Here is an 18,907-nt window from a genome sequence, read left to right on the forward strand (position 1 = left end):
TATTAGGCACGCCGCCAGCGTTCGTCCTGAGCCAGGATCAAACTCTCCATAAAAGAAAAGTTGATTAGCTCAAACTTTTGTCCGTATCCAATCCGCCAACGAGGGTCAACGAATTGGAAAATTTATAACATTAACGTTTCGGTGTTCAGTTTTCAAGGTTCATTTATAATAGAGACAACTTTTATAATATAACATTTAAACTTTCGTATGTCAACAACTTTTTAAGTCGTTCTCTTATGAATCGCCAAGCATTTTATTAAAATAACTTTCATCGGCGACAGCTTTTATATAATAACATCCGAAAAATCAGATGTCAACACTTTTCGCTATTTTTTATTTGTATTTTTCATCGATCAAACATTGATTTTTGGCTATCCACCAAAAACAAAGCTCTCTGACTATTATGTTAATAGGTAACCGATTCAATTACAACTCTATGAAAAAACCTTCACTTAACATTCAAATCTTTATAAAAATTTATTCGCGATCGTTTAAATATTATTATCCGTCAAAAGAAAACAAGGCTGGTCTTGAATTGAAATCCGCAAGACCTGCCCGTTCGCAAAAAGAAATCGCTGTCTGGAAAATTAGGAAGTTTCCAGACAGCCATAATAACTCATTATTTTCTATTAAAAACAATCAGTCTCTTGGACGCATTGTTGGGAATAGTAATACGTCACGGATAGATTGAGAGTTTGTCAATAACATCACTAAACGGTCGATACCGATCCCTAAACCGCCAGTTGGAGGCATACCGTATTCCAATGCTTCAAGGAAGTCTTCATCCATTTCATGTGCTTCATCGTTTCCGGCAGCTTTTTCAGCTAATTGCGCTTCGAAACGTTCCCGTTGGTCGATTGGATCGTTTAATTCTGTAAAGGCATTGGCATGTTCGCGGCGAACGATGAACAATTCAAAGCGATCCGTGAAACGTTCATCTTCTGCATTTTTCTTCGCTAATGGAGAAATTTCAACAGGATGACCGTACACAAATGTCGGCTGGATTAATGTTTCCTCCACTTTTTGCTCGAAGAATTCGTTAATGATATGGCCTACATCATGCATATCTTGAATTTCCACACCATGCTCTTTTGCAAGGCTTCTTGCTTCTTCAAGTGTCATTGGTTGCCAGAAGTCCACACCCGTTACTTCTTTAATGGCATCCACCATATGCACCCGTTTCCATCCTGGTGAAAGGTCGATTTCATCTTCCCCGTATTGGATTTTTGTTGTGCCGAGCACTTCTTGGGCTACATGGGAAATCAAGTTTTCCGTAAGCTCCATAATATCGCGGAAATCCAAATAAGCACCGTATAGTTCCAATAACGTAAATTCCGGATTGTGACGTGTTGAAATACCTTCATTACGGAATACTCGTCCAATTTCGTAAACTTTTTCGAGTCCGCCTACAATTAAACGTTTTAAATGCAATTCCAGTGCAATGCGCAAGTATAAATCCATATCCAAGGCATTATGATGGGTAATGAATGGGCGTGCTGCTGCGCCCCCGGCAACTGTGTGTAAAATTGGTGTTTCCACTTCCAAATAACCTTGTCCATCTAAAAAGTTGCGGATTGAACGAATAATTTTGGAACGAGTAATAAACGTTTCTTTGCTTTGAGGATTTGTCATCAAGTCTAAATAACGTTGGCGATAGCGTTGTTCAACGTCCTGCAACCCGTGGAATTTCTCAGGCATTGGCCGCAATGATTTTGATAGGAAAGTGAATTCATTCGCTTTTACGGAAAGTTCCCCGGTATTTGTTTTGAAAACGACTCCGCGAACACCAACGATATCTCCCAAATCCGCATGTTTAAATAAATCGTAGGCTTCTTCCCCTACCCGATCTTGACGTACATAAATTTGAATTTGACCAGCTACATCTTGGATGTGGGCAAATCCGGCTTTCCCTTTTCCGCGCTTTGTCATGATACGCCCAGCAACAATTACTTCATTCTCTTTTTCTTCCAACTCTTCTTTTGTAAATGCATCAAATTCTTCGCGAACCCCAGAAGACAAGTGTGTGCGTTCGAAACGTTGACCAAATGGATCGATACCCTTTGCACGAATATCATTTAACTTTTGGCGTCTCACCAAAAGCTGATCATTTAATTCTTCAATATTTGACACGTCTTTCACTCCTCATAAATTTTAAAACGTTCTTTTCATAGTCCATAATGTTTCTATTGTACACAATTTCTATCTTCTCTTCATCTATTTTGAAAGATTTTTTACGTTTTCCCGACGATTAAAAAGATAAATACTTTCGGATATAATGTTCTTATATTCAGAAGTAATAATATACTTTTCAGGAGGTGTTTTCAATGTATCGCAAAATTGATGACTTCATCAAAGATTGGAAAGTCAATTGTGCCGGAACCATTGCCATTATGGAATCCATCACGGAAGATAAAAAACATGTTTCCATTGCGGAAGGCCACAATTCCCTTGAGTTCCTAAGTTGGCATTTGACGAATGCCCCTTCTTTCTTCTTCGGTTTAATCGGTCAGCCGTTGAATGTACAGCTTAATCCGTCCACACCGCCGCAGACAATAAAAGAAATCATCAATGAATATAAAAAAGTAAGCGATGAAGTTGTTAAGAATGTAAAAAACTTAAAGGATGAATCATTGGAAAAAGAAGTGGACATGCTCGGAAAACCGACGCCTATTGGTGAAATACTCCGCTCATTGGTCGATCATCAAACCCATCACCGCGCGCAAATGCAAGTATTATTGAGACAAGCCGGTTTGCCTGTCCCTGGCGTCATGGGACCGACAAAAGAACAATCAAAGGCGTAAAGATGTACATTCAGTACAAGCCGTCTCAGGTTTTGAGACGGCTTTATCACATACTTTATTTAGATTGAGAATAATTTCTATACAACCAGAAACTCCGGTTGCGGCTGTTCTTCCCATTGTTCCACTACACCGAGTAAAATGGCACGCATTTCATCCGCTGTTTCCACTTGATTAATCGCATTTCGAACATTGCCGTTGCCGCGGATTCCTTTTAAATACCAAGCTGCATGTTTACGCATTTCCCGTACGGCCACATATTCCCCTTTTAATTGGATGAGGCGTTCAAAATGCAATAAACAAACATCGATTTTTTCCCGAACGGACGGCTCCGGTTTCAACTCGCCGGTTTCCAGGTATTGCACTGTTCGATAAATCATCCATGGATTTCCTAGCGCAGCCCGACCGATCATCACGGCATCAACGCCGGTTTCATCCAACATGCGTTTGGCATCTTGCGGCGTTTCCACGTCACCATTGCCTATGACTGGGATGTTGACATGTTCCTTTACTTGGCGAATCACATTCCAATCGGCTTTCCCTTCGTACATTTGAACCCTTGTCCGTCCGTGTACGGCTACGGCGCTGCCGCCAGCTCTTTCAATGGCTTGCGCATTTTCAACAGCAAAGATATGTTCATCATCCCAACCGATGCGCATTTTTACCGTCACCGGCTTGTTCACCGCATCCACAACCGCCGCCACCATTTCATACACTTTTTCCGGATTCAACAACCATTTTGCACCCGCTTCACATTTAATGACCTTGTTTACAGGGCAGCCCATATTAATGTCAATGATATCCGCATTTGTATATTGATCGACAAATTTGGCCGCTTCCACAAGGGTCTCCTTTTCTCCTCCGAAAATCTGCAGGGCAATCGGTTTTTCCCTTTCATCTATATAAAGCATTTCCAACGTTTTCTTGTTGCGGGTAACCAATCCTTTATCGCTGATCATTTCAGCGTAAACGAGACCCGCCCCAAATTCCTTCACCGTGAGTCTAAAAGCCACGTTGCTTACTCCCGCCATTGGAGCCAGCACCACGCGGTTTGCCATCACAATATTCCCAATTTGAAAAGGCTTTTTCTCATTCAACGCGCCGCCCCCCCTTTCCGTTCGAACAATTGTATATAAACGCCTGCTATTACACGTTGTCAATCATCGTTACAAAGAGATCGAATCCTTCCACTTCCGGATGCCTTCTTTTTCAAGATCCATGTCCTTTAATGCGGCTTCCGCTTGAACCAGTTTTTCAGTGAATGGCTTCCTTGCCACATCTTTCAGCGGAACGAGCACAAAGGCTCTTTCAAACATCCGCGGATGGGGAATGATTAAATTCTCCGTTTCAATATTGTCGTTATTATACAATAAAATGTCAAGGTCAATGGTCCTTGGTCCCCATCGGATTGTCCTTACGCGCCCCAATTCATTTTCAATGGACTGGCACGCTTCCAACAATTCAAATGGAGTTAAAGTTGTACGGGCATAAATCGCAATATTTAAAAAGGAGGGTTGATCAACATATCCTACTGGCGCCGTTTCATATACGGGAGATATCTTTTGGACAAAAATCCCCGCTTTCCGTCGAAGCAATTCAATTGCCGCTTTTAAATTTTCTTCCCGGTCTCCCATGTTGGTTCCTAAAGATAAATAAACATCATTCACTGTAATGACCCCTTACAATTTCGACCGCCACTTCCTTATAATGTCCTGGAATTGGCGGATCCGGTTTAACGAGTTCCACTTTGCATCCAAACACTTGTCCTTCGTATTTTTCCAAAATGGTTGAAGCAATCGCCTCCGCTGCAGCTTCAATCAATTGATAAGGTTTTCCTTCCATAATGGATTTGCATAATTCATACACTTCCACATAATTCACTGTATATTGCAAATCGTCGGTTTCTCCTGCTTTTCTTGTATTTACCGCAAGGGATACCGTCACCCGGAACCGTTGACCCAACACCGTTTCTTCGGGCAACACACCGTGATATCCATAAAATTGCATATCTCTCAAATGAATATAATCCATAACACTCCTCCTAAAAGAATTAATGTCTTTCAGGGAGTTCACCCTTCACTTCAAATTTTCCCATCAAAGCATCCATCATTTTCACCGTTCTTGCCACTTCCTTCACATCGTGGACCCGAACGATATGGCAACCTTTCATGACACCATATGCACATGTGGCGGCTGTACCCTCAACCCGTTCATGCAACGGCAGTCCCAAAATCGTACCGATCAGCCGTTTTCTTGATGTGGCTAACAACACCGGATATCCCCATTCGACGAGCTCGTCCAATCGCTGCATCGTTTCAATGCTTTGCTGCAAGTTCTTCACAAAGCCGATACCCGGATCCAGAATGATATGCTCATCCGGCACGCCGGCAGCTTTGACGATCTCAATACTTTCCTTTAAGTCATTTAAAAAATCCTCAAAGTAATTGGTGTAATTCGCATCCTCCCGATTGTGCATCAAAATGATGGGAACGTTATACTGGGAAGCGACTTTGGCCATTTCCGGATCCGCCTTTGCGCCCCATATGTCATTAATGATATGCGCACCCGCTTCAATGGCAGCCCGGGCAACAGCCGATTTATAAGTATCAATGGATATGATGGCCGGTACTTCTTCTCTCAATGCTTTTATGACCGGAACGACACGGGCAATCTCTTCCTCATCCGAAATGCGGGTATATCCAGGACGGGTCGACTCACCGCCGACATCAATGATTTTCGCGCCATCTTGCACCATTTGTTTGGCATGCTCTATAGCTGCATCAAGGGAATTGTACTTCCCTCCGTCAGAAAATGAATCCGGCGTCACATTTAAAATCCCCATCACGAAAGTCTCTTTTGTATAATCGAGCTCTATATTATTAATCATTAACGGTTTAGGATATTTCGATAACATGAAAAACGCACCCCAAATCATTCTTCGTCCTAAATTCATTCGAAACAAGTATACCATTCCCGTAGAAGAAGGACTTAATACTTTTTCTCTTCGCCCTTGGATGAAACACCCAAAATTTCCCGTGCAATATCCAATTAAAATTTTGCAAAAAAAATCGACATCATCCAAAAAGGACAATGCCGATTTTTCTTCATATTAGTCTTCAAAGTTGTATAAAGCTGTTGATAAGTAACGTTCACCGTTAGATGGAACAATTGCTAGAACGTTGGAACCTTTGCCTAAGCGTTTTGCCGTTTGGATTGCTGCGTAGATGGCAGCACCTGAAGAAATACCGCATAAAATACCTTCTTCACGGCCTACTTTACGAGCTGTTTCGAAGGCTTGTTCATTTTCTACCGGGAATACAGAATTGTAAACTTCAGTATTTAATACTTCCGGTACGAAGCCTGCACCAATACCTTGGATTTTGTGTGAACCTGGTTTACCGCCGGATAATACTGGTGAATCTTTAGGTTCAACCGCAATAATTTCAATGTTAGGGAATTTTTCTTTTAACACTTCCCCGGCACCTGTGATTGTACCGCCAGTACCAACCCCAGCAACAAAGGCATCCAATTGTACTCCTGAATTTTCAAATGCTTCCACAATTTCAGGACCTGTAGTTAAACGGTGGATTTCTGCGTTTGCAGGGTTTTCAAATTGTTGTGGCATGAAATAACCATTTTCTTCTGCAAGAGCTGTTGCTTTTGCAATGGCACCTTTCATACCTTCAGGACCAGGTGTTAATACCAATTCAGCACCATAAGCGCGAAGCAATTTACGGCGTTCGATACTCATTGTTTCAGGCATTACTAAAATTGCGCGGTAACCTTTTGCGGCAGCGATCATTGCAAGCCCGATACCAGTGTTTCCTGAAGTTGGTTCGATAATTGTGCCGCCTGGTTTTAATCGGCCGTCTTTTTCAGCCGCTTCAATCATCGCTAAAGCAATACGGTCTTTAACTGAACTTCCTGGGTTGAAATATTCCAATTTCACCCAAACTGTTCCTTCATCTTCAGTTGTTTGATGATTTAATTTTACGATTGGTGTACGACCTACTAATTCAGTAATAGAATTATATAATTTGCTCATCACGGGTTCCCCTTTCAAATACCGACTATGTTTATAGGTTTTCATGTTTTAATATTAACAACAATTATTGTTTTTTGTCAATGAAAATGCCAGTGAAATTTTGTAAAAATTTATTAAAGTTTTATTATTCATTCTTCCCCATAGAACCAAGTTACATTAAACTCTTTCCAAAACATTTCTGTGGAAATGGTTGATGGCAATTGTTCCATCGCCAAAACTCTTTTAATATGCTCTTTTACCTCTTTGTATTTGAAGGATTTCCCTTCGATCTTTTCATCTACTTGAACAATTCCATACCGCCCATCTCTTAATAAGACTGGTTCGCTGATTTCGCTTTTCTCAAGTTGTTGAAGCGCTTTCACAATGGCAGGATCCACATTTGAGTTTTTTGTGATATAACCGATATCCCCGCCCAGACTTGCTGACACTTGTTCAACAGAGCGCTCTCTGGCCAATACGGAAAAGTTTGAGCCTTCATCAAGTTCCTTCAATACTTTTTCTGCATCATCCTTTGTATTCACCACAATCAATTTTGCGCGGTACGTCGCTGGGATATTATATAACGATGCATTTTCTTTATAATAATTCTCCATTTCTTCTTCATCGATAATGACATCTTTCGTTAATACTTTTTCCAAGATCAATTGGGATCTAATTTGTTTTTTCAGTTCATCTTCCCCCAATTGCCGCATTGACGAATCCATCTCGCTTGATGAAATCATTAAAGACAATTCCAGATCGATTTCCTCATCAGTTACGTCAATGTTATATTCTTTCGCAGCCTTCTTCATGACTTTGTCGTTCACCATGCGCTGCAAGGTTTCTTTTCCGTAATAGCGTTCCATTTCAGCCATCCATTGCTGCCGTGTAATTTTTTCGCCATCGACGCTGGCGACAACGGTTTCATTGTCGCCATTGTCGCCATCATCTCCAAGCGCAAATAACCAAAGGACAAACCAAAAGATATTTCCTGCAAACAAAATAGCAAGTAAAGTCAACACCGGTTTTGTTTTTAAACGACGTTTTGACAGCGGCACTTTTTGCATATTATTTTGATTCATTCTTTGACTGTATTTCACGGATAAAACCTTCCAAATCCTCTTGGCTATATTGATATTTTTCTAAACAGAAGTGGCATTGCGCTTCCGCTCCGCCATCTTCATCAATCATTTCTTGTATTTCCTGCACACCTAATGACATGATCGCCGCTCCAAAACGTTCCTTTGAACACTCACATTTAAAACAAATTGGCATTGTTTCCAGAATTTTTACATTTCCTTCACCTAGAACTGCTTCCAAAATTTGTTCCGGTGTATAACCCTTCTCGATCATTTTGGAAATCGGTTCGACGGTTTTTAAGTGATTTTCAATCGTCTCAATCGTTTCTTCATCGCATCCTGGCAACACTTGAATAATGAATCCCCCGGAAGCCAGTACGGAATTGTCGGTATTCACAAGTACACCTAACCCTACTGACGAAGGAATTTGCTCCGATGCCGCATAATAGTAAGTGAAGTCCTCCGCAATTTCCCCGGAAACAATCGGAGTTTGCCCGGAAAACATCTCTCTTAACCCCAAATCCTTCACAATGGTAATATTGCCTTGTGTTCCAACTGCACGGCGCACATCCAATTTGCCCGCTTCGTTCAATGGAAAATGCACATGAGGATTCGTTACATATCCCCTTACTTCCCCTTTTCCATTGGCGTCAATTAAAATGATTCCTATTGGACCGCCGCCTTCAATTTTAATGGTGATTTTATCATCCTCATTCATCATGGATCCCATCATGGCGCCTGCCGTCAATGCCCGTCCCAAAGCGGCCGTTGCGGTTGGCCAAGTATCATGTCTTCTTTGCGCCTCCCCAACGGTATTGGTTGAAACAGCCGCATAGGCGCGAATCTTCCCATCAAATCCTAACGCTTTTACTAAATAATCTTGCATGCAAATTGTCCTCTCTTCTATTATTGATTTCTTTTGTAGATGATATATAAACCTTTTAATGTTAGAAATTTGTCCACTATATCAATCACCGGCGTTTCGTATGAAAAGAATTCCGCAAGTCCTCCGGTGGCAATGACGAGCGGGTCGTTGTCGCTATGTTCTTTCATTCGATTGACGATTCCTTCAACAAGCCCAAGGAAACCATAGAAAATGCCTGATTGGATGGAAGCGATCGTATTTTTCTCGATCACATCCACAGGTTTTGCAAGTTCCACACGGGGCAATTTCGATGCCTTTGTAAATAACGCATCCAAAGAGATTGTGACTCCGGGCGCTATGGCACCACCCATATAATGCCCTTTTTCATTAATATAACTAAAGGTGATGGCTGTTCCAAAATCCACCACAATAAGCGGCTTCGTTCCATATTCATGAACGGCTGCCACTGCGTTGACAATGCGATCTGTACCCACTTCCCGCGGATTGTCGCATTTGATATTTAATCCTGTTTTAACTCCTGGTCCAACGACAAGCGGTTTAACGTGAAAATATTTTTGGCACATTTCTTCCAAAATGTGCATGATGGGTGGAACAACGGAGGAAATAATGATTCCGCGAATATCATTGAAGGAAAGCCCTTCATAGTTAAAGAAAGCATATAAATGCATCGCATATTCATCGGCCGTCTTATTTTTCTCCGTTTCCATTTTCCAATGATGAATCAGTTGATCATTTTTATAAACGCCCAAAGATATTTTTGAATTTCCCACATCGATGGCTAAGATCATGAAAACCACTTCCATTTTTCGTTTGATGAAATCATACCATATTGCATTTGTTTTCCTCAAAAGGATTAAACTTCGAAACAAAAAAAGTAGCATCAGAAAATTTTCTGATACTACTGAAAGCAACGGTTATTCTTTTTTCCCTTCATGGAATCCATTCGGATCCGGAGAATTTTCTTTTGGCAAATCATCCGTTGTAGGAGCTTTTTCTTCGCCGGCCACCTCTTGATGAATTTGGGCAGATCCGGATTTTTCGATGCTTGCTTGTGCGGAACCGGAAGCCGCATTCTCTTTCTTCGGCTCAACCGTTGTAATCTTAATCGTTTCTTCCTCATCGGATTTCTCTGGCAAAGTGCCATGATCTCTCAAATATTCGATTTGTTCCGCATTCAATGTTTCGTGTTCCATCAACGCTTGAGCAATTTTATCCAATAGGTCGCGTTTTTCCGTCAGAATTTGTTTCGCCCGTTCATATTGCTCGTTTACAATTTTTTGCATTTCTTTATCTATTTCGTAGGCAATGGCCTCAGAATAGTTTTGATCCGTATTGAAGTCACGGCCCAAGAATACATTTCCGCCTTGGGAAGAGCCGAATTGTAATTGACCCAATTTTTCGCTCATCCCAAATTCCGTCACCATCCGGCGGGCAATATCCGTCACCTTTTGGAAGTCGTTATGGGCTCCTGTGGATACTTCTCCCAATACAATATCCTCTGCTGCACGACCACCAAGCAATCCCGTAATGCGGTCCAACAATTCTTCTTTTGTTTGGAAGAAACGCTCTTCTTTCGGAAGCATGATTGCGTAACCACCCGCTTGGCCACGCGGAACAATGGTTACTTTATGGACTTTTTCAGCAGAATCGAGCGTTAAACCGATCACAACGTGACCCGCTTCATGATAGGCAACAAGTTTTTTCTCTTTCGGCGTATAGGCACGGCTTGTTTTGGCTGGACCGGCAATTACACGGTCACTTGCTTCATCGATATCATCCATATAAATTTTTCGTTTTCCTTTACGTGTTGCGACTAAGGCTGCTTCATTCAATAAGTTTTCCAAATCCGCACCGGAAAATCCAGGCGTTCTTTGGGCAACCGCTTTTAAATCCACTTCTTCCGCCAACGGTTTGTTGCGTGCATGGACTTTCAAAATCGCTTCCCGGCCTTTTACGTCCGGATAACCTACCGTAATTTGACGGTCAAAACGGCCAGGACGCAATAAGGCTTTATCTAAAATATCTGGCCGGTTAGTTGCCGCGATAATGATAATACCTTCATTCGCGCTGAAACCGTCCATTTCCACAAGCAATTGGTTCAATGTTTGTTCACGCTCGTCGTGGCCGCCGCCAAGACCTGCTCCGCGTTGGCGTCCTACCGCATCGATCTCGTCAATGAAGATGATACATGGCGCATTTTTCTTCGCATTTTCAAACAAGTCGCGAACGCGGGATGCACCGACCCCAACAAACATTTCCACAAAGTCGGAACCGGAAATGGAGAAGAACGGAACGCCCGCTTCTCCGGCAACAGCCCGGGCAAGCAATGTTTTACCTGTACCTGGAGGCCCCACCAACAAAATCCCTTTTGGAATGCGTGCCCCCATTTCCGTAAACTTGCGATGATCCTTCAAAAACTCCACTACTTCGACCAATTCGGCCTTTTCTTCATCTGCCCCCGCCACATCTTCAAAGCGAACTTTTTTCTTGTCCGAATCATACAGTTTCGCTTTGCTTTTGCCGAAGTTCATCACTTTATTGCCTCCGCCTTGAGTTTGGCTCAAGAGGAAGAAGAATAAAATGATAATGATGATGAATGGGATAATTCCGGTAAAGAATTGCACCCATCCACTTGTTTCAGGGGCTGGCAAAAAAACAATATCCGGGTTGTTCTGAACGGCTTCGTCCACAACTTTGTCTATTTTTTCCATCAGCGCTGGGTTATTTTGAGGAAGGTTTACGGTGAACGTTTGATCTTCGTCACCTTTCAACTGACCTTCTACAACAAAAACACCCGCATCCGGCTGAATGCTTAAAGATTTTACTTTTCCATTCTCCAAAGCGTTAATGAATTCACCATAAGTTAACTCTTTTGAAGGATTCGCACCCCCATTAAAGGTGCCAAAAATTCCTATTACCACAAGAAAAATCAATAAATAAAGTATGGTGTATCGAAATATTCGATTCATCCCCAGCCTCCTCACAACTTGACACAAAAACTATAAGTAAAATCTTAACATACCATTATTTCATCATACAATGAAAAGCACTGATAATGTAGCATTTTTGGTTTTTTGTCAATTTTTTTATAAAATTAATAAAAATCAAAACGAATATACTTCGCTTTTCAATATACCAATGTAAGGCAGGTTGCGGTATTTTTCCGCATAATCCAAACCATACCCCACAACGAATCCATCCGGAACTTCGAATCCTACAATATCCGCTTTTAAATCCACTTTCCGGCCGGATGGTTTATCCAACAATGTCACGATTTTGATGGATTTGGCTTTGCGGTATTTAAATAAGTCCACTAAATAACTCAATGTTAATCCGCTATCGATGATATCCTCGATAATGATGACATCCCGGCCTTCAACGCTCGTATTCAAATCTTTTAATATTTTTACCTCTCCCGAAGACACCGTTGCATTACCATAGCTTGAAACATCCATAAAATCTATTTCAATGTATGAACCGAAACGTTTCATCAAATCCGTCATAAAAGGAACCGCGCCTTTTAGTACACCAATGGCCAACGGAAATTTATCTTTATATTCTTCGGTTAATTGGACGCCTATCTCTTTGATCCGTTCTTGGATTTGTTCTTCCGTAATTAATATTTTTTCGATATCATTTTGAATCATAGTGTTCCTCCTAGCATGAATAACAATTTCAAAACTGTGATAAAAATAGCTCACCAACACGGATGAAAATTTCGTGTTAATTGCTCTTAAGAAGAATTATAGCCATTTTTAAAAAATATTTAAAATAAACCTTATTTATTATAAGGATCTTTTTTTTCTACGATCATTACCATATCATCATCAGCCCTTTTCTTTTTTGAAAAGCGATGGTTTACCCGAACACCCAATACCGCTAGGATTTCATCATTTGAATCGACAAGAATAGGCCAAGTATCTCTTTCAATTAAAGGGATTTTTTCATCTATAAAGAGGCGGGATATACGTTTTGGTTCAAACATTCCTTTTAACTGAATTCGATCCCCTTCTTTCCGGATCCGCACTTTGAGGGGAAAGGTAATAGTGTTGGAATTGCAATAATAAACTACCGCTTCATTTTGTTGAATGCCGGCGTCTTCCGGGAGTTTTCCTATGTATACACGAAAACCGTTGAAAACATTCCACTCTCCCATTTCTATTGAACAAGGATATTGTTCTCCTTCAGATGTCTTTCGTTGAAAGAATGTAATGATTCCATAACTTCGGTTTGCAACATATTGATCCGGCAAATGAATCGTTGCGTTCCCTTCCTGTGACTTACACAATTCCAGAATTTCGCGGGAAATAGCAAAATTTTTGGCGTCTGAATGATGATAAAGATAGTTTAATAGTATTAAAATGATTCTTCTTTGTAAAGCAAGTGGCTCTTTTTGAAGCCGATCAATATGTAATACAAAGCGCTCCCCGATGTTTTCAACAACAGAAGAGAAGCGGCTTTTGGCAAGTTCATTCAAATACTCGTCATCTTGCTGCAGATTCTGGGCGAGTTCAGCCGCATGAATGGCAACCTGATGATTCTCCTTTTTCATTAATGGAATAATATGGTGGCGGAACCGATTACGGGTATAATCATCTTTCAAATTGCTCGCATCTTCCCGAAAAGTCCCGCCTTTCTCCATCAAATATTTTCCGATTTCCTCTTTTGTCACTTTTAAAAAAGGACGGATGACCGTGCCGACCGTAAATGGCCGTTTTGAAGAAATCCCTTTGAACCCGTTGACGCTTCCGGCCCTCGTTAATGACATCAGCATCGTTTCCAACTGGTCATCCGCATGATGGGCAGTTACTAATTTATTGATTTGATGTTGTTTCATGATTTCCGCAAAAAAAGCGTAGCGCTCTCTGCGGCAAACGGCTTGGGAGTTCCCTCCCTCTTTCGCCAACAATTCCGGAATAGGTATGCTCGTGCTGAAAACAGGAATATTCCAATCTTTGCAAAACTGCTCCACAAATTGCCGATCTTCGTAGGAGACTTCTCCTCTTAGCATATGGTCCACATGGGCCACATACAATTCCACTTTCCAATGTTTTTGGAAATGAATGAAAAAATGAAGCAACCCCATGGAATCGATGCCGCCGGAACACGCGATGAGAAGACGGTCCCCCGCTTCGACCAATTGCTGCTCCTCGATATATTTTTCCACTTTCTTTTCAAAAGTCGCCATCTTCTCACCCCAATTGATTTTTATTAACTGACCGGACTAAATACAGCCCATTTTGGCGCCACGTGGGAAACGTTGAATATAATCACCGTACAGTCGTCTTCCACTTCGTATTCGCTCCGATAACTGTCCATCACATCGTAAAGAAGCGCTTCTATTGGCATGCCCAAACGGATTTTTGATTTTAATAATGTTACAAAATACTGTTCTTGTTCATCCCAATCGTATTTGCTGGAGAACAGGCCGTCAGAGACCATTACAACATAATCATCCGCAAGCAAATTCACCTTTTCCGTCTCTATGGAAAAGACAGGCATGAAGCCGACCGGTGCCGATGAACCTTCCACTTTGATCAGCCGCTCTCCCCTCAAAATATATGTGGACATGCTGCCCGCTTTCCAAGACCATAATTCTCCCTTTTGCAAATCCACCAGTGCAAAATCGATCGTTGCATACATATCCACTTCACGGTTCAAGCTCAACACGTAATGAAGCGTATGCATCGCTGTCTCCGGATTCATATTATAGCTCAAACATTCCCTCATCAACCTTACTAATCGTCTGCTTTCCCGTTTAGCTTCACGGCTTTGCCCCATGCCATCCGATAACATCACAGCCACCAGCCCCGGATGGATGTGGAAGATGGCATGAGAATCTCCGGAAACGATATTCGAATTTTTTGCTTTGCTATATATATCATACTGAATTTTGTAGCGAACGGCAGAGCGAAATCTCACTTGGAAGTGAGCAAATGGTGTCTTATGATTTGAAATCCGATCCACTTGGAACGGTTCGGAAAATACTTCATAAAGCACCGGAAGAATCATCCGTTCACACAATAAATACAAATCATCTTTATTTTGGGTGTTCACAAAGGAGCAGACAATCACCCGTTCGCCCAATGTGTTATTTAAAACGTCAATTTGGAAACAATCAATATTTGCCCTTTTAAACTCCTGGCTTAATTCTTCCTCGACCGTTTTAAAAGATAGTGTCTCGTTTTTCATATCTTCCATCAATTTATTTAGATGATTGCTTAAATCCCTTAACTGCAAGGCAATCATTTTTTTTCCATGATAGAATTGCCCATTCATTTTATCGTTATACAACTGATAATCAAGTTCTTCCAACAATTTTGACGATTTTACACATCTCGCTCTAATTTGTTCTTCCGCACGGATTTGCTCGGCTTCATTCAATCCCGATTTTGCCATGAACCATCTGCGGATATTTTCATCCATTCCGATATTTTTTTCTCCCCAGCACCGTTCGTATCGGAAACAGCTCATGCAAGTGGCGCAAGGTTCAATTTTCCGGATTCCGCTCACATTTTCCGTTGAGGTGAAGTGGTCGAAAACCAACTCTTTCATGAACAGGACAAAACGCTGGAACATTTCCAGTTTTTCCGTCGTATGTTCTGTCAACCATTCCTGCCGTTTCAGCAACACTTCATCCCGTTTAGGATGGATGATATTCTCCAAAAAGTCCAACATCTTCTGGGGCAATAGTAAAAAGACCACACCCGCAATGAATACCGACACAAAATATACGCTATCAAGCGGCAACGTTGAATCGTAAAAAAAGAAAAAAATGCTCGGCAGAAGGCTTCCCAACACAACGCCTGCCCTTCCAATCCCTTTAAACAGCCCGCTCGAAACACCCGTCAACGCATAAACGGCAATCATCCCTGTAAATGAAAGCTCGGAAATCCCCACCAATGCCCCAATAATGGTGGATACACTTGAAGCAACGGTCACTCCTCCAGTAATGGCGGCAATGCAAATGGATAAATGCAATACAAATGTAAAAAGCGAAAAATAGGAGATCGTGAATGCATGCATCCCGGTCAAAACAACCGCCAAAATGACCAATCCCGCTCCGATGCGCTCATAACTCCATGAAGCAGTCCAAAAACGGTATGGCTCAACAAAAAACAGCTTCACAAAGATGGTCATAAAGAATGCCAAGATCATTTCATAATAAACGTACAATTGAACCATAAAAGGAGGGATGCCCATATGCACCATTCCCTGCCACATAAATTGACCAAAAAAGATGGCAAGGGCTACGGCAATCGCCGTCGGTGGCTTCCAATACCGGAAACGCATCAACAATTCATAAATGAATAGCTGAATTAACAATATGAACCCTTGTCCCAAACTTAAACTCACCGCACCTGCCAGCCCGCCAACAAACACAGCCCACTTCTCATTTTCATATCTTTGTCTTACAACCGCCCATAACGGCAACAGGAAAGGGACAGCCGCTTCAAACATAACCGCTCTCGATAGAAAGAATGCCAAGAACAAAAAGAATAAATGGAGAATGACGCTCATCTTTTTAATAGAATAACGGCTGATCCGATCTTGCCATGTTGATTTTTGATTCAGCATTTGTATATTTGACATATTTTCCATCCCCCTTAGAGATATCGTTGCGCTCTATTATAAAAAATTGGGAATGTAAAATTTGTCTAGTACTGTTCCAGTTAAAAAAAATTGTTCGACGAATTACTTAATAACTTAACAAAATACTCGCTTCCGCAAGTTCAGCCGCTTTGAAGTTTGCTTATTTGATTACAATAGGGGTTTTCAAGGAAGAATGGAGAGGAAAAGTAAGGGATATAAGGGCATTATAAAAAGTACGGAGAAAATAAAACTTTGATAATATATCTTTTTGAATATGGATTACCTTCACCGGATGAAAACTTGCAGCGATTATAGCCATTGCATTGACAAAACACTTGTCCGGTTACATTCCGTAAAATGGGGACCGAAAAAATAAAATAAAGTCGACTATTGACGGAACATAGTCGACTCTTTTTTTGCAAATAACCGATGATATCATTTGGATTTTGACAAATTTATCGTTCAAACATGTAAAAACATGCGAATCTTCTTTATCACTATTATCTAATAGACAGCAAACTACCCTCTTCTTGCGCCACGTCCACCTCGTTTGGACTCAGTTGCACGTCTTAAGGAAGCAAGACGCTCATCACTATCTTTCAAAAATTTTGCTATTTTCTGTTCAAAACTTTCTTTTGATTGACGTTCATTGCGTTCATTTGAACGGTTTTCACGACGTGGTCTCTGAGGACGTTCAGGTCTTTCTGATTGGGCTTTAGCCTTTCTGATGGATAGGCCAATTTTTCCATCCTCTTCAACGTTTAACACTTTCACTTCAACGATGTCTCCAACTTTAAGATGATCGTTAATGTCTTTCACGTAGTTATCAGCTACTTCACTAATGTGGACAAGGCCCGTTTTACCATCTGGCAGCTCAACAAACGCTCCAAAATTTGTAATTCCTGTGACCTTACCTTGTAATTTGCTGCCTACTTCAATTGACATAAAAAAAATGCTCCTCCTTAAAAATTTAACGGCTAAAACAAAGCCTGTAATATAATTATGATAAAAAATGAGCCTAAAAATTGTAAATGCTCTCTTTTATTATAGCCGACAAAAAAAGAGTGTCAACAAGACAACTCTTTTTCAACAGCAATTTTTTTAATTTTAATTCTGCTTTATTTACAAAATTTTCTTTTTAGTGCAATAATATTTTAACCCGCCGAGAAAATTATTCGTCATTATGATCTTCTTCTTTATCTTTGTCTTTGTCCCGCTCATCTTTAGGGATGTTAAAAATGATTTCCCCATCATCAGACAAGAAGTATTCTTTCCTTGCCAATTTTGCTATATACTCATCATCTTCAAGTTTCTTTATTTGCAACTTCAGCCGTTCTTGTTCTTCTTTCATTTCCTGGAGTTCCGCCAACATTTTTTCTTTTTCCGCTTCTTTTTCCGACAATCTTTGGTTTTGGTTATACAGCGTGCTAATTAAACTGACAATGACGACGGATGCGATAATGAAGAACGTTGTTAACCTTCTGCGTAGCCCAATTTTTCTCTTCGTCAATTTTTCCATTTGAAGATCCGCTGTACGAACATAGTCATTTTCGATTTTTCGGATATTTTTGTTCCCGTATCTCTTATTCACATCCGTCACCTCCTGTTTATTTATTGTATCGTCATTATAACTTAATCATTAATGCTTTTTAAAGATTGCCCGTTTAAAGTTTGCAATTTTTCTATAAAAAGGCCTTTTTATCTTGATAAAAAGTTTATAGAAAGGTCTAAATAGTACAGCAATTATGCGGATCAACATCCTGATGATTCCCCGTACCAATTTTATTGTCATTGTGATGATGGCAACGATCGGCCTGATGACCAGTACGATAAATACCCGGCCAAGGAAACGGAAAAATGGCTGTAAGAAAGATTCATAAAGGAAAATGCCTAAAATTTGTGATAATGGGTCTACTAAACGCCACTCTCCACCCTTTATTAAAAATATGATATAAAAACTTGCCACACCTAACAGTGCCCATATAACAATTTCGAGGATCCACGAAAATTTTCGCAATAATGACTTGGGTGAGATGGCGCTGGTGAAAATTCTTGTTGCATCAATCACCGCGCCAATGAAAATCCCGCTTGCCGTCATTATTACGATGCTGAAAAATTGCTCGTTAACTGTCATCCAAACAATTTATGGAGGAAGCCTTTAGTCAACCCATTTTCATCATCATCGTATTGGAGGGCTTTGACATTGCCTTCTAACGTCAATAATCCCTTGTCCACATCTAAATGAACAATGCGCAATTCCTCTCCCCGAATGAGCAAATGCCCTTGGGAAGTTCTTACGTAAAATTCCTCCTGATCGAATCTCTCAATTTCCTTTACTGATGTCATGTCCATTCTTTTTCTATTTCTCACAGTCACAAGATGATCACCAGAAGTTATAGTGTAATTGTTTTCTTGATGGATTTGTGTCATTATCGTTCCTCCTTCTAATGGTTTGTTCTGTTCACTTTATGCGGGAAATAAAAAAAGCATGACAACAAAAATGGTTGTCATGCTATAAAAAAATATT

Annotated in this window: 18 protein-coding genes; 1 reads left to right on the forward strand and 17 read right to left on the reverse strand. The window is 40.8% G+C overall.

The window, feature by feature from the left end; translation table 11 throughout:
- Nucleotides 1-639: 639 nt before the first annotated feature.
- Complete coding sequence (lysS, locus tag ACFPOH_RS15975) at nt 640-2,139, reverse strand: lysine--tRNA ligase (RefSeq protein ID WP_342470666.1); 1,500 nt, start codon at nt 2,137-2,139, stop codon at nt 640-642.
- Between the two features lie 185 nt (nt 2,140-2,324).
- Here lysS and ACFPOH_RS15980 point away from each other — a divergent pair, with 185 nt between their 5' ends.
- Nucleotides 2,325-2,801: a DinB family protein gene (locus ACFPOH_RS15980; RefSeq protein ID WP_342470667.1), complete on the forward strand. Its 477-nt coding sequence runs from the start codon at nt 2,325-2,327 to the stop codon at nt 2,799-2,801.
- Nucleotides 2,802-2,878: 77 nt separating this feature from the next.
- Here ACFPOH_RS15980 and dusB read toward each other — a convergent pair whose 3' ends face one another.
- The 16 genes from dusB to yabP all read right to left on the reverse strand — a co-directional run bounded on the left by dusB (nt 2,879) and on the right by yabP (nt 18,810).
- Entirely contained in the window at nt 2,879-3,895 is a 1,017-nt protein-coding gene (dusB, locus tag ACFPOH_RS15985; RefSeq protein ID WP_342470668.1) for a tRNA dihydrouridine synthase DusB, read from the reverse strand.
- A gap of 69 nt (nt 3,896-3,964) precedes the next feature.
- Entirely contained in the window at nt 3,965-4,465 is a 501-nt protein-coding gene (folK, locus tag ACFPOH_RS15990; RefSeq protein ID WP_342470669.1) for a 2-amino-4-hydroxy-6-hydroxymethyldihydropteridine diphosphokinase, read from the reverse strand.
- Nucleotides 4,458-4,829, reverse strand: a complete 372-nt coding sequence (gene folB, locus ACFPOH_RS15995) for a dihydroneopterin aldolase (protein ID WP_342580722.1) — start codon at nt 4,827-4,829, stop codon at nt 4,458-4,460. Before folB ends, folK begins: the two co-directional genes overlap by 8 nt.
- Before the next feature lie 19 nt (nt 4,830-4,848).
- Nucleotides 4,849-5,712 carry a dihydropteroate synthase gene (folP, locus tag ACFPOH_RS16000; protein ID WP_342580721.1) on the reverse strand — a complete coding sequence of 288 codons (864 nt, stop codon included), beginning with the start codon at nt 5,710-5,712 and terminating at the stop codon, nt 4,849-4,851.
- 195 nt (nt 5,713-5,907) lie between these two features.
- Nucleotides 5,908-6,843: a cysteine synthase A gene (gene cysK / locus ACFPOH_RS16005; RefSeq protein ID WP_342470672.1), complete on the reverse strand. Its 936-nt coding sequence runs from the start codon at nt 6,841-6,843 to the stop codon at nt 5,908-5,910.
- Nucleotides 6,844-6,971: 128 nt separating this feature from the next.
- Nucleotides 6,972-7,922: a peptidyl-prolyl cis-trans isomerase gene (locus ACFPOH_RS16010; RefSeq protein WP_342580720.1), complete on the reverse strand. Its 951-nt coding sequence runs from the start codon at nt 7,920-7,922 to the stop codon at nt 6,972-6,974.
- Nucleotides 7,891-8,787, reverse strand: coding sequence for an Hsp33 family molecular chaperone HslO (gene hslO, locus ACFPOH_RS16015; protein WP_342580719.1), 897 nt, complete (start codon nt 8,785-8,787; stop codon nt 7,891-7,893). The genes ACFPOH_RS16010 and hslO overlap by 32 nt, the downstream gene beginning before the upstream one ends.
- A 20-nt stretch (nt 8,788-8,807) precedes the next feature.
- The gene (locus ACFPOH_RS16020) at nt 8,808-9,575 is read right to left on the reverse strand and encodes a type III pantothenate kinase (protein WP_390310609.1); all 768 of its coding nucleotides are present in this window, start codon (nt 9,573-9,575) and stop codon (nt 8,808-8,810) included.
- 126 nt (nt 9,576-9,701) lie between these two features.
- Nucleotides 9,702-11,756, reverse strand: coding sequence for an ATP-dependent zinc metalloprotease FtsH (gene ftsH, locus ACFPOH_RS16025; RefSeq protein WP_342580717.1), 2,055 nt, complete (start codon nt 11,754-11,756; stop codon nt 9,702-9,704).
- Nucleotides 11,757-11,891: 135 nt separating this feature from the next.
- The gene (hpt, locus tag ACFPOH_RS16030; RefSeq protein WP_342580716.1) at nt 11,892-12,434 is read right to left on the reverse strand and encodes a hypoxanthine phosphoribosyltransferase; all 543 of its coding nucleotides are present in this window, start codon (nt 12,432-12,434) and stop codon (nt 11,892-11,894) included.
- A gap of 131 nt (nt 12,435-12,565) precedes the next feature.
- Nucleotides 12,566-13,975: a tRNA lysidine(34) synthetase TilS gene (tilS, locus tag ACFPOH_RS16035; RefSeq protein WP_390310611.1), complete on the reverse strand. Its 1,410-nt coding sequence runs from the start codon at nt 13,973-13,975 to the stop codon at nt 12,566-12,568.
- Nucleotides 13,976-13,998: 23 nt separating this feature from the next.
- Nucleotides 13,999-16,380, reverse strand: coding sequence for a SpoIIE family protein phosphatase (locus tag ACFPOH_RS16040; protein WP_390310613.1), 2,382 nt, complete (start codon nt 16,378-16,380; stop codon nt 13,999-14,001).
- A gap of 519 nt (nt 16,381-16,899) precedes the next feature.
- A complete protein-coding gene (locus ACFPOH_RS16045; RefSeq protein ID WP_342470679.1) occupies nt 16,900-17,325 on the reverse strand; it encodes a S1 domain-containing RNA-binding protein in 426 nt (141 codons plus the stop codon).
- A gap of 226 nt (nt 17,326-17,551) precedes the next feature.
- Nucleotides 17,552-17,971 carry an FtsB family cell division protein gene (locus ACFPOH_RS16050; protein ID WP_390310614.1) on the reverse strand — a complete coding sequence of 140 codons (420 nt, stop codon included), beginning with the start codon at nt 17,969-17,971 and terminating at the stop codon, nt 17,552-17,554.
- A 48-nt stretch (nt 17,972-18,019) separates the two neighbouring features.
- Entirely contained in the window at nt 18,020-18,514 is a 495-nt protein-coding gene (gene yabQ, locus ACFPOH_RS16055) for a spore cortex biosynthesis protein YabQ (protein WP_390310616.1), read from the reverse strand.
- Entirely contained in the window at nt 18,511-18,810 is a 300-nt protein-coding gene (yabP, locus tag ACFPOH_RS16060) for a sporulation protein YabP (RefSeq protein WP_342470682.1), read from the reverse strand. Before yabP ends, yabQ begins: the two co-directional genes overlap by 4 nt.
- Nucleotides 18,811-18,907 lie beyond the last annotated feature (97 nt).

It is taken from the genome of Ureibacillus suwonensis, from assembly GCF_042655065.1.
GTDB lineage: Bacteria > Bacillota > Bacilli > Bacillales_A > Planococcaceae > Ureibacillus > Ureibacillus suwonensis.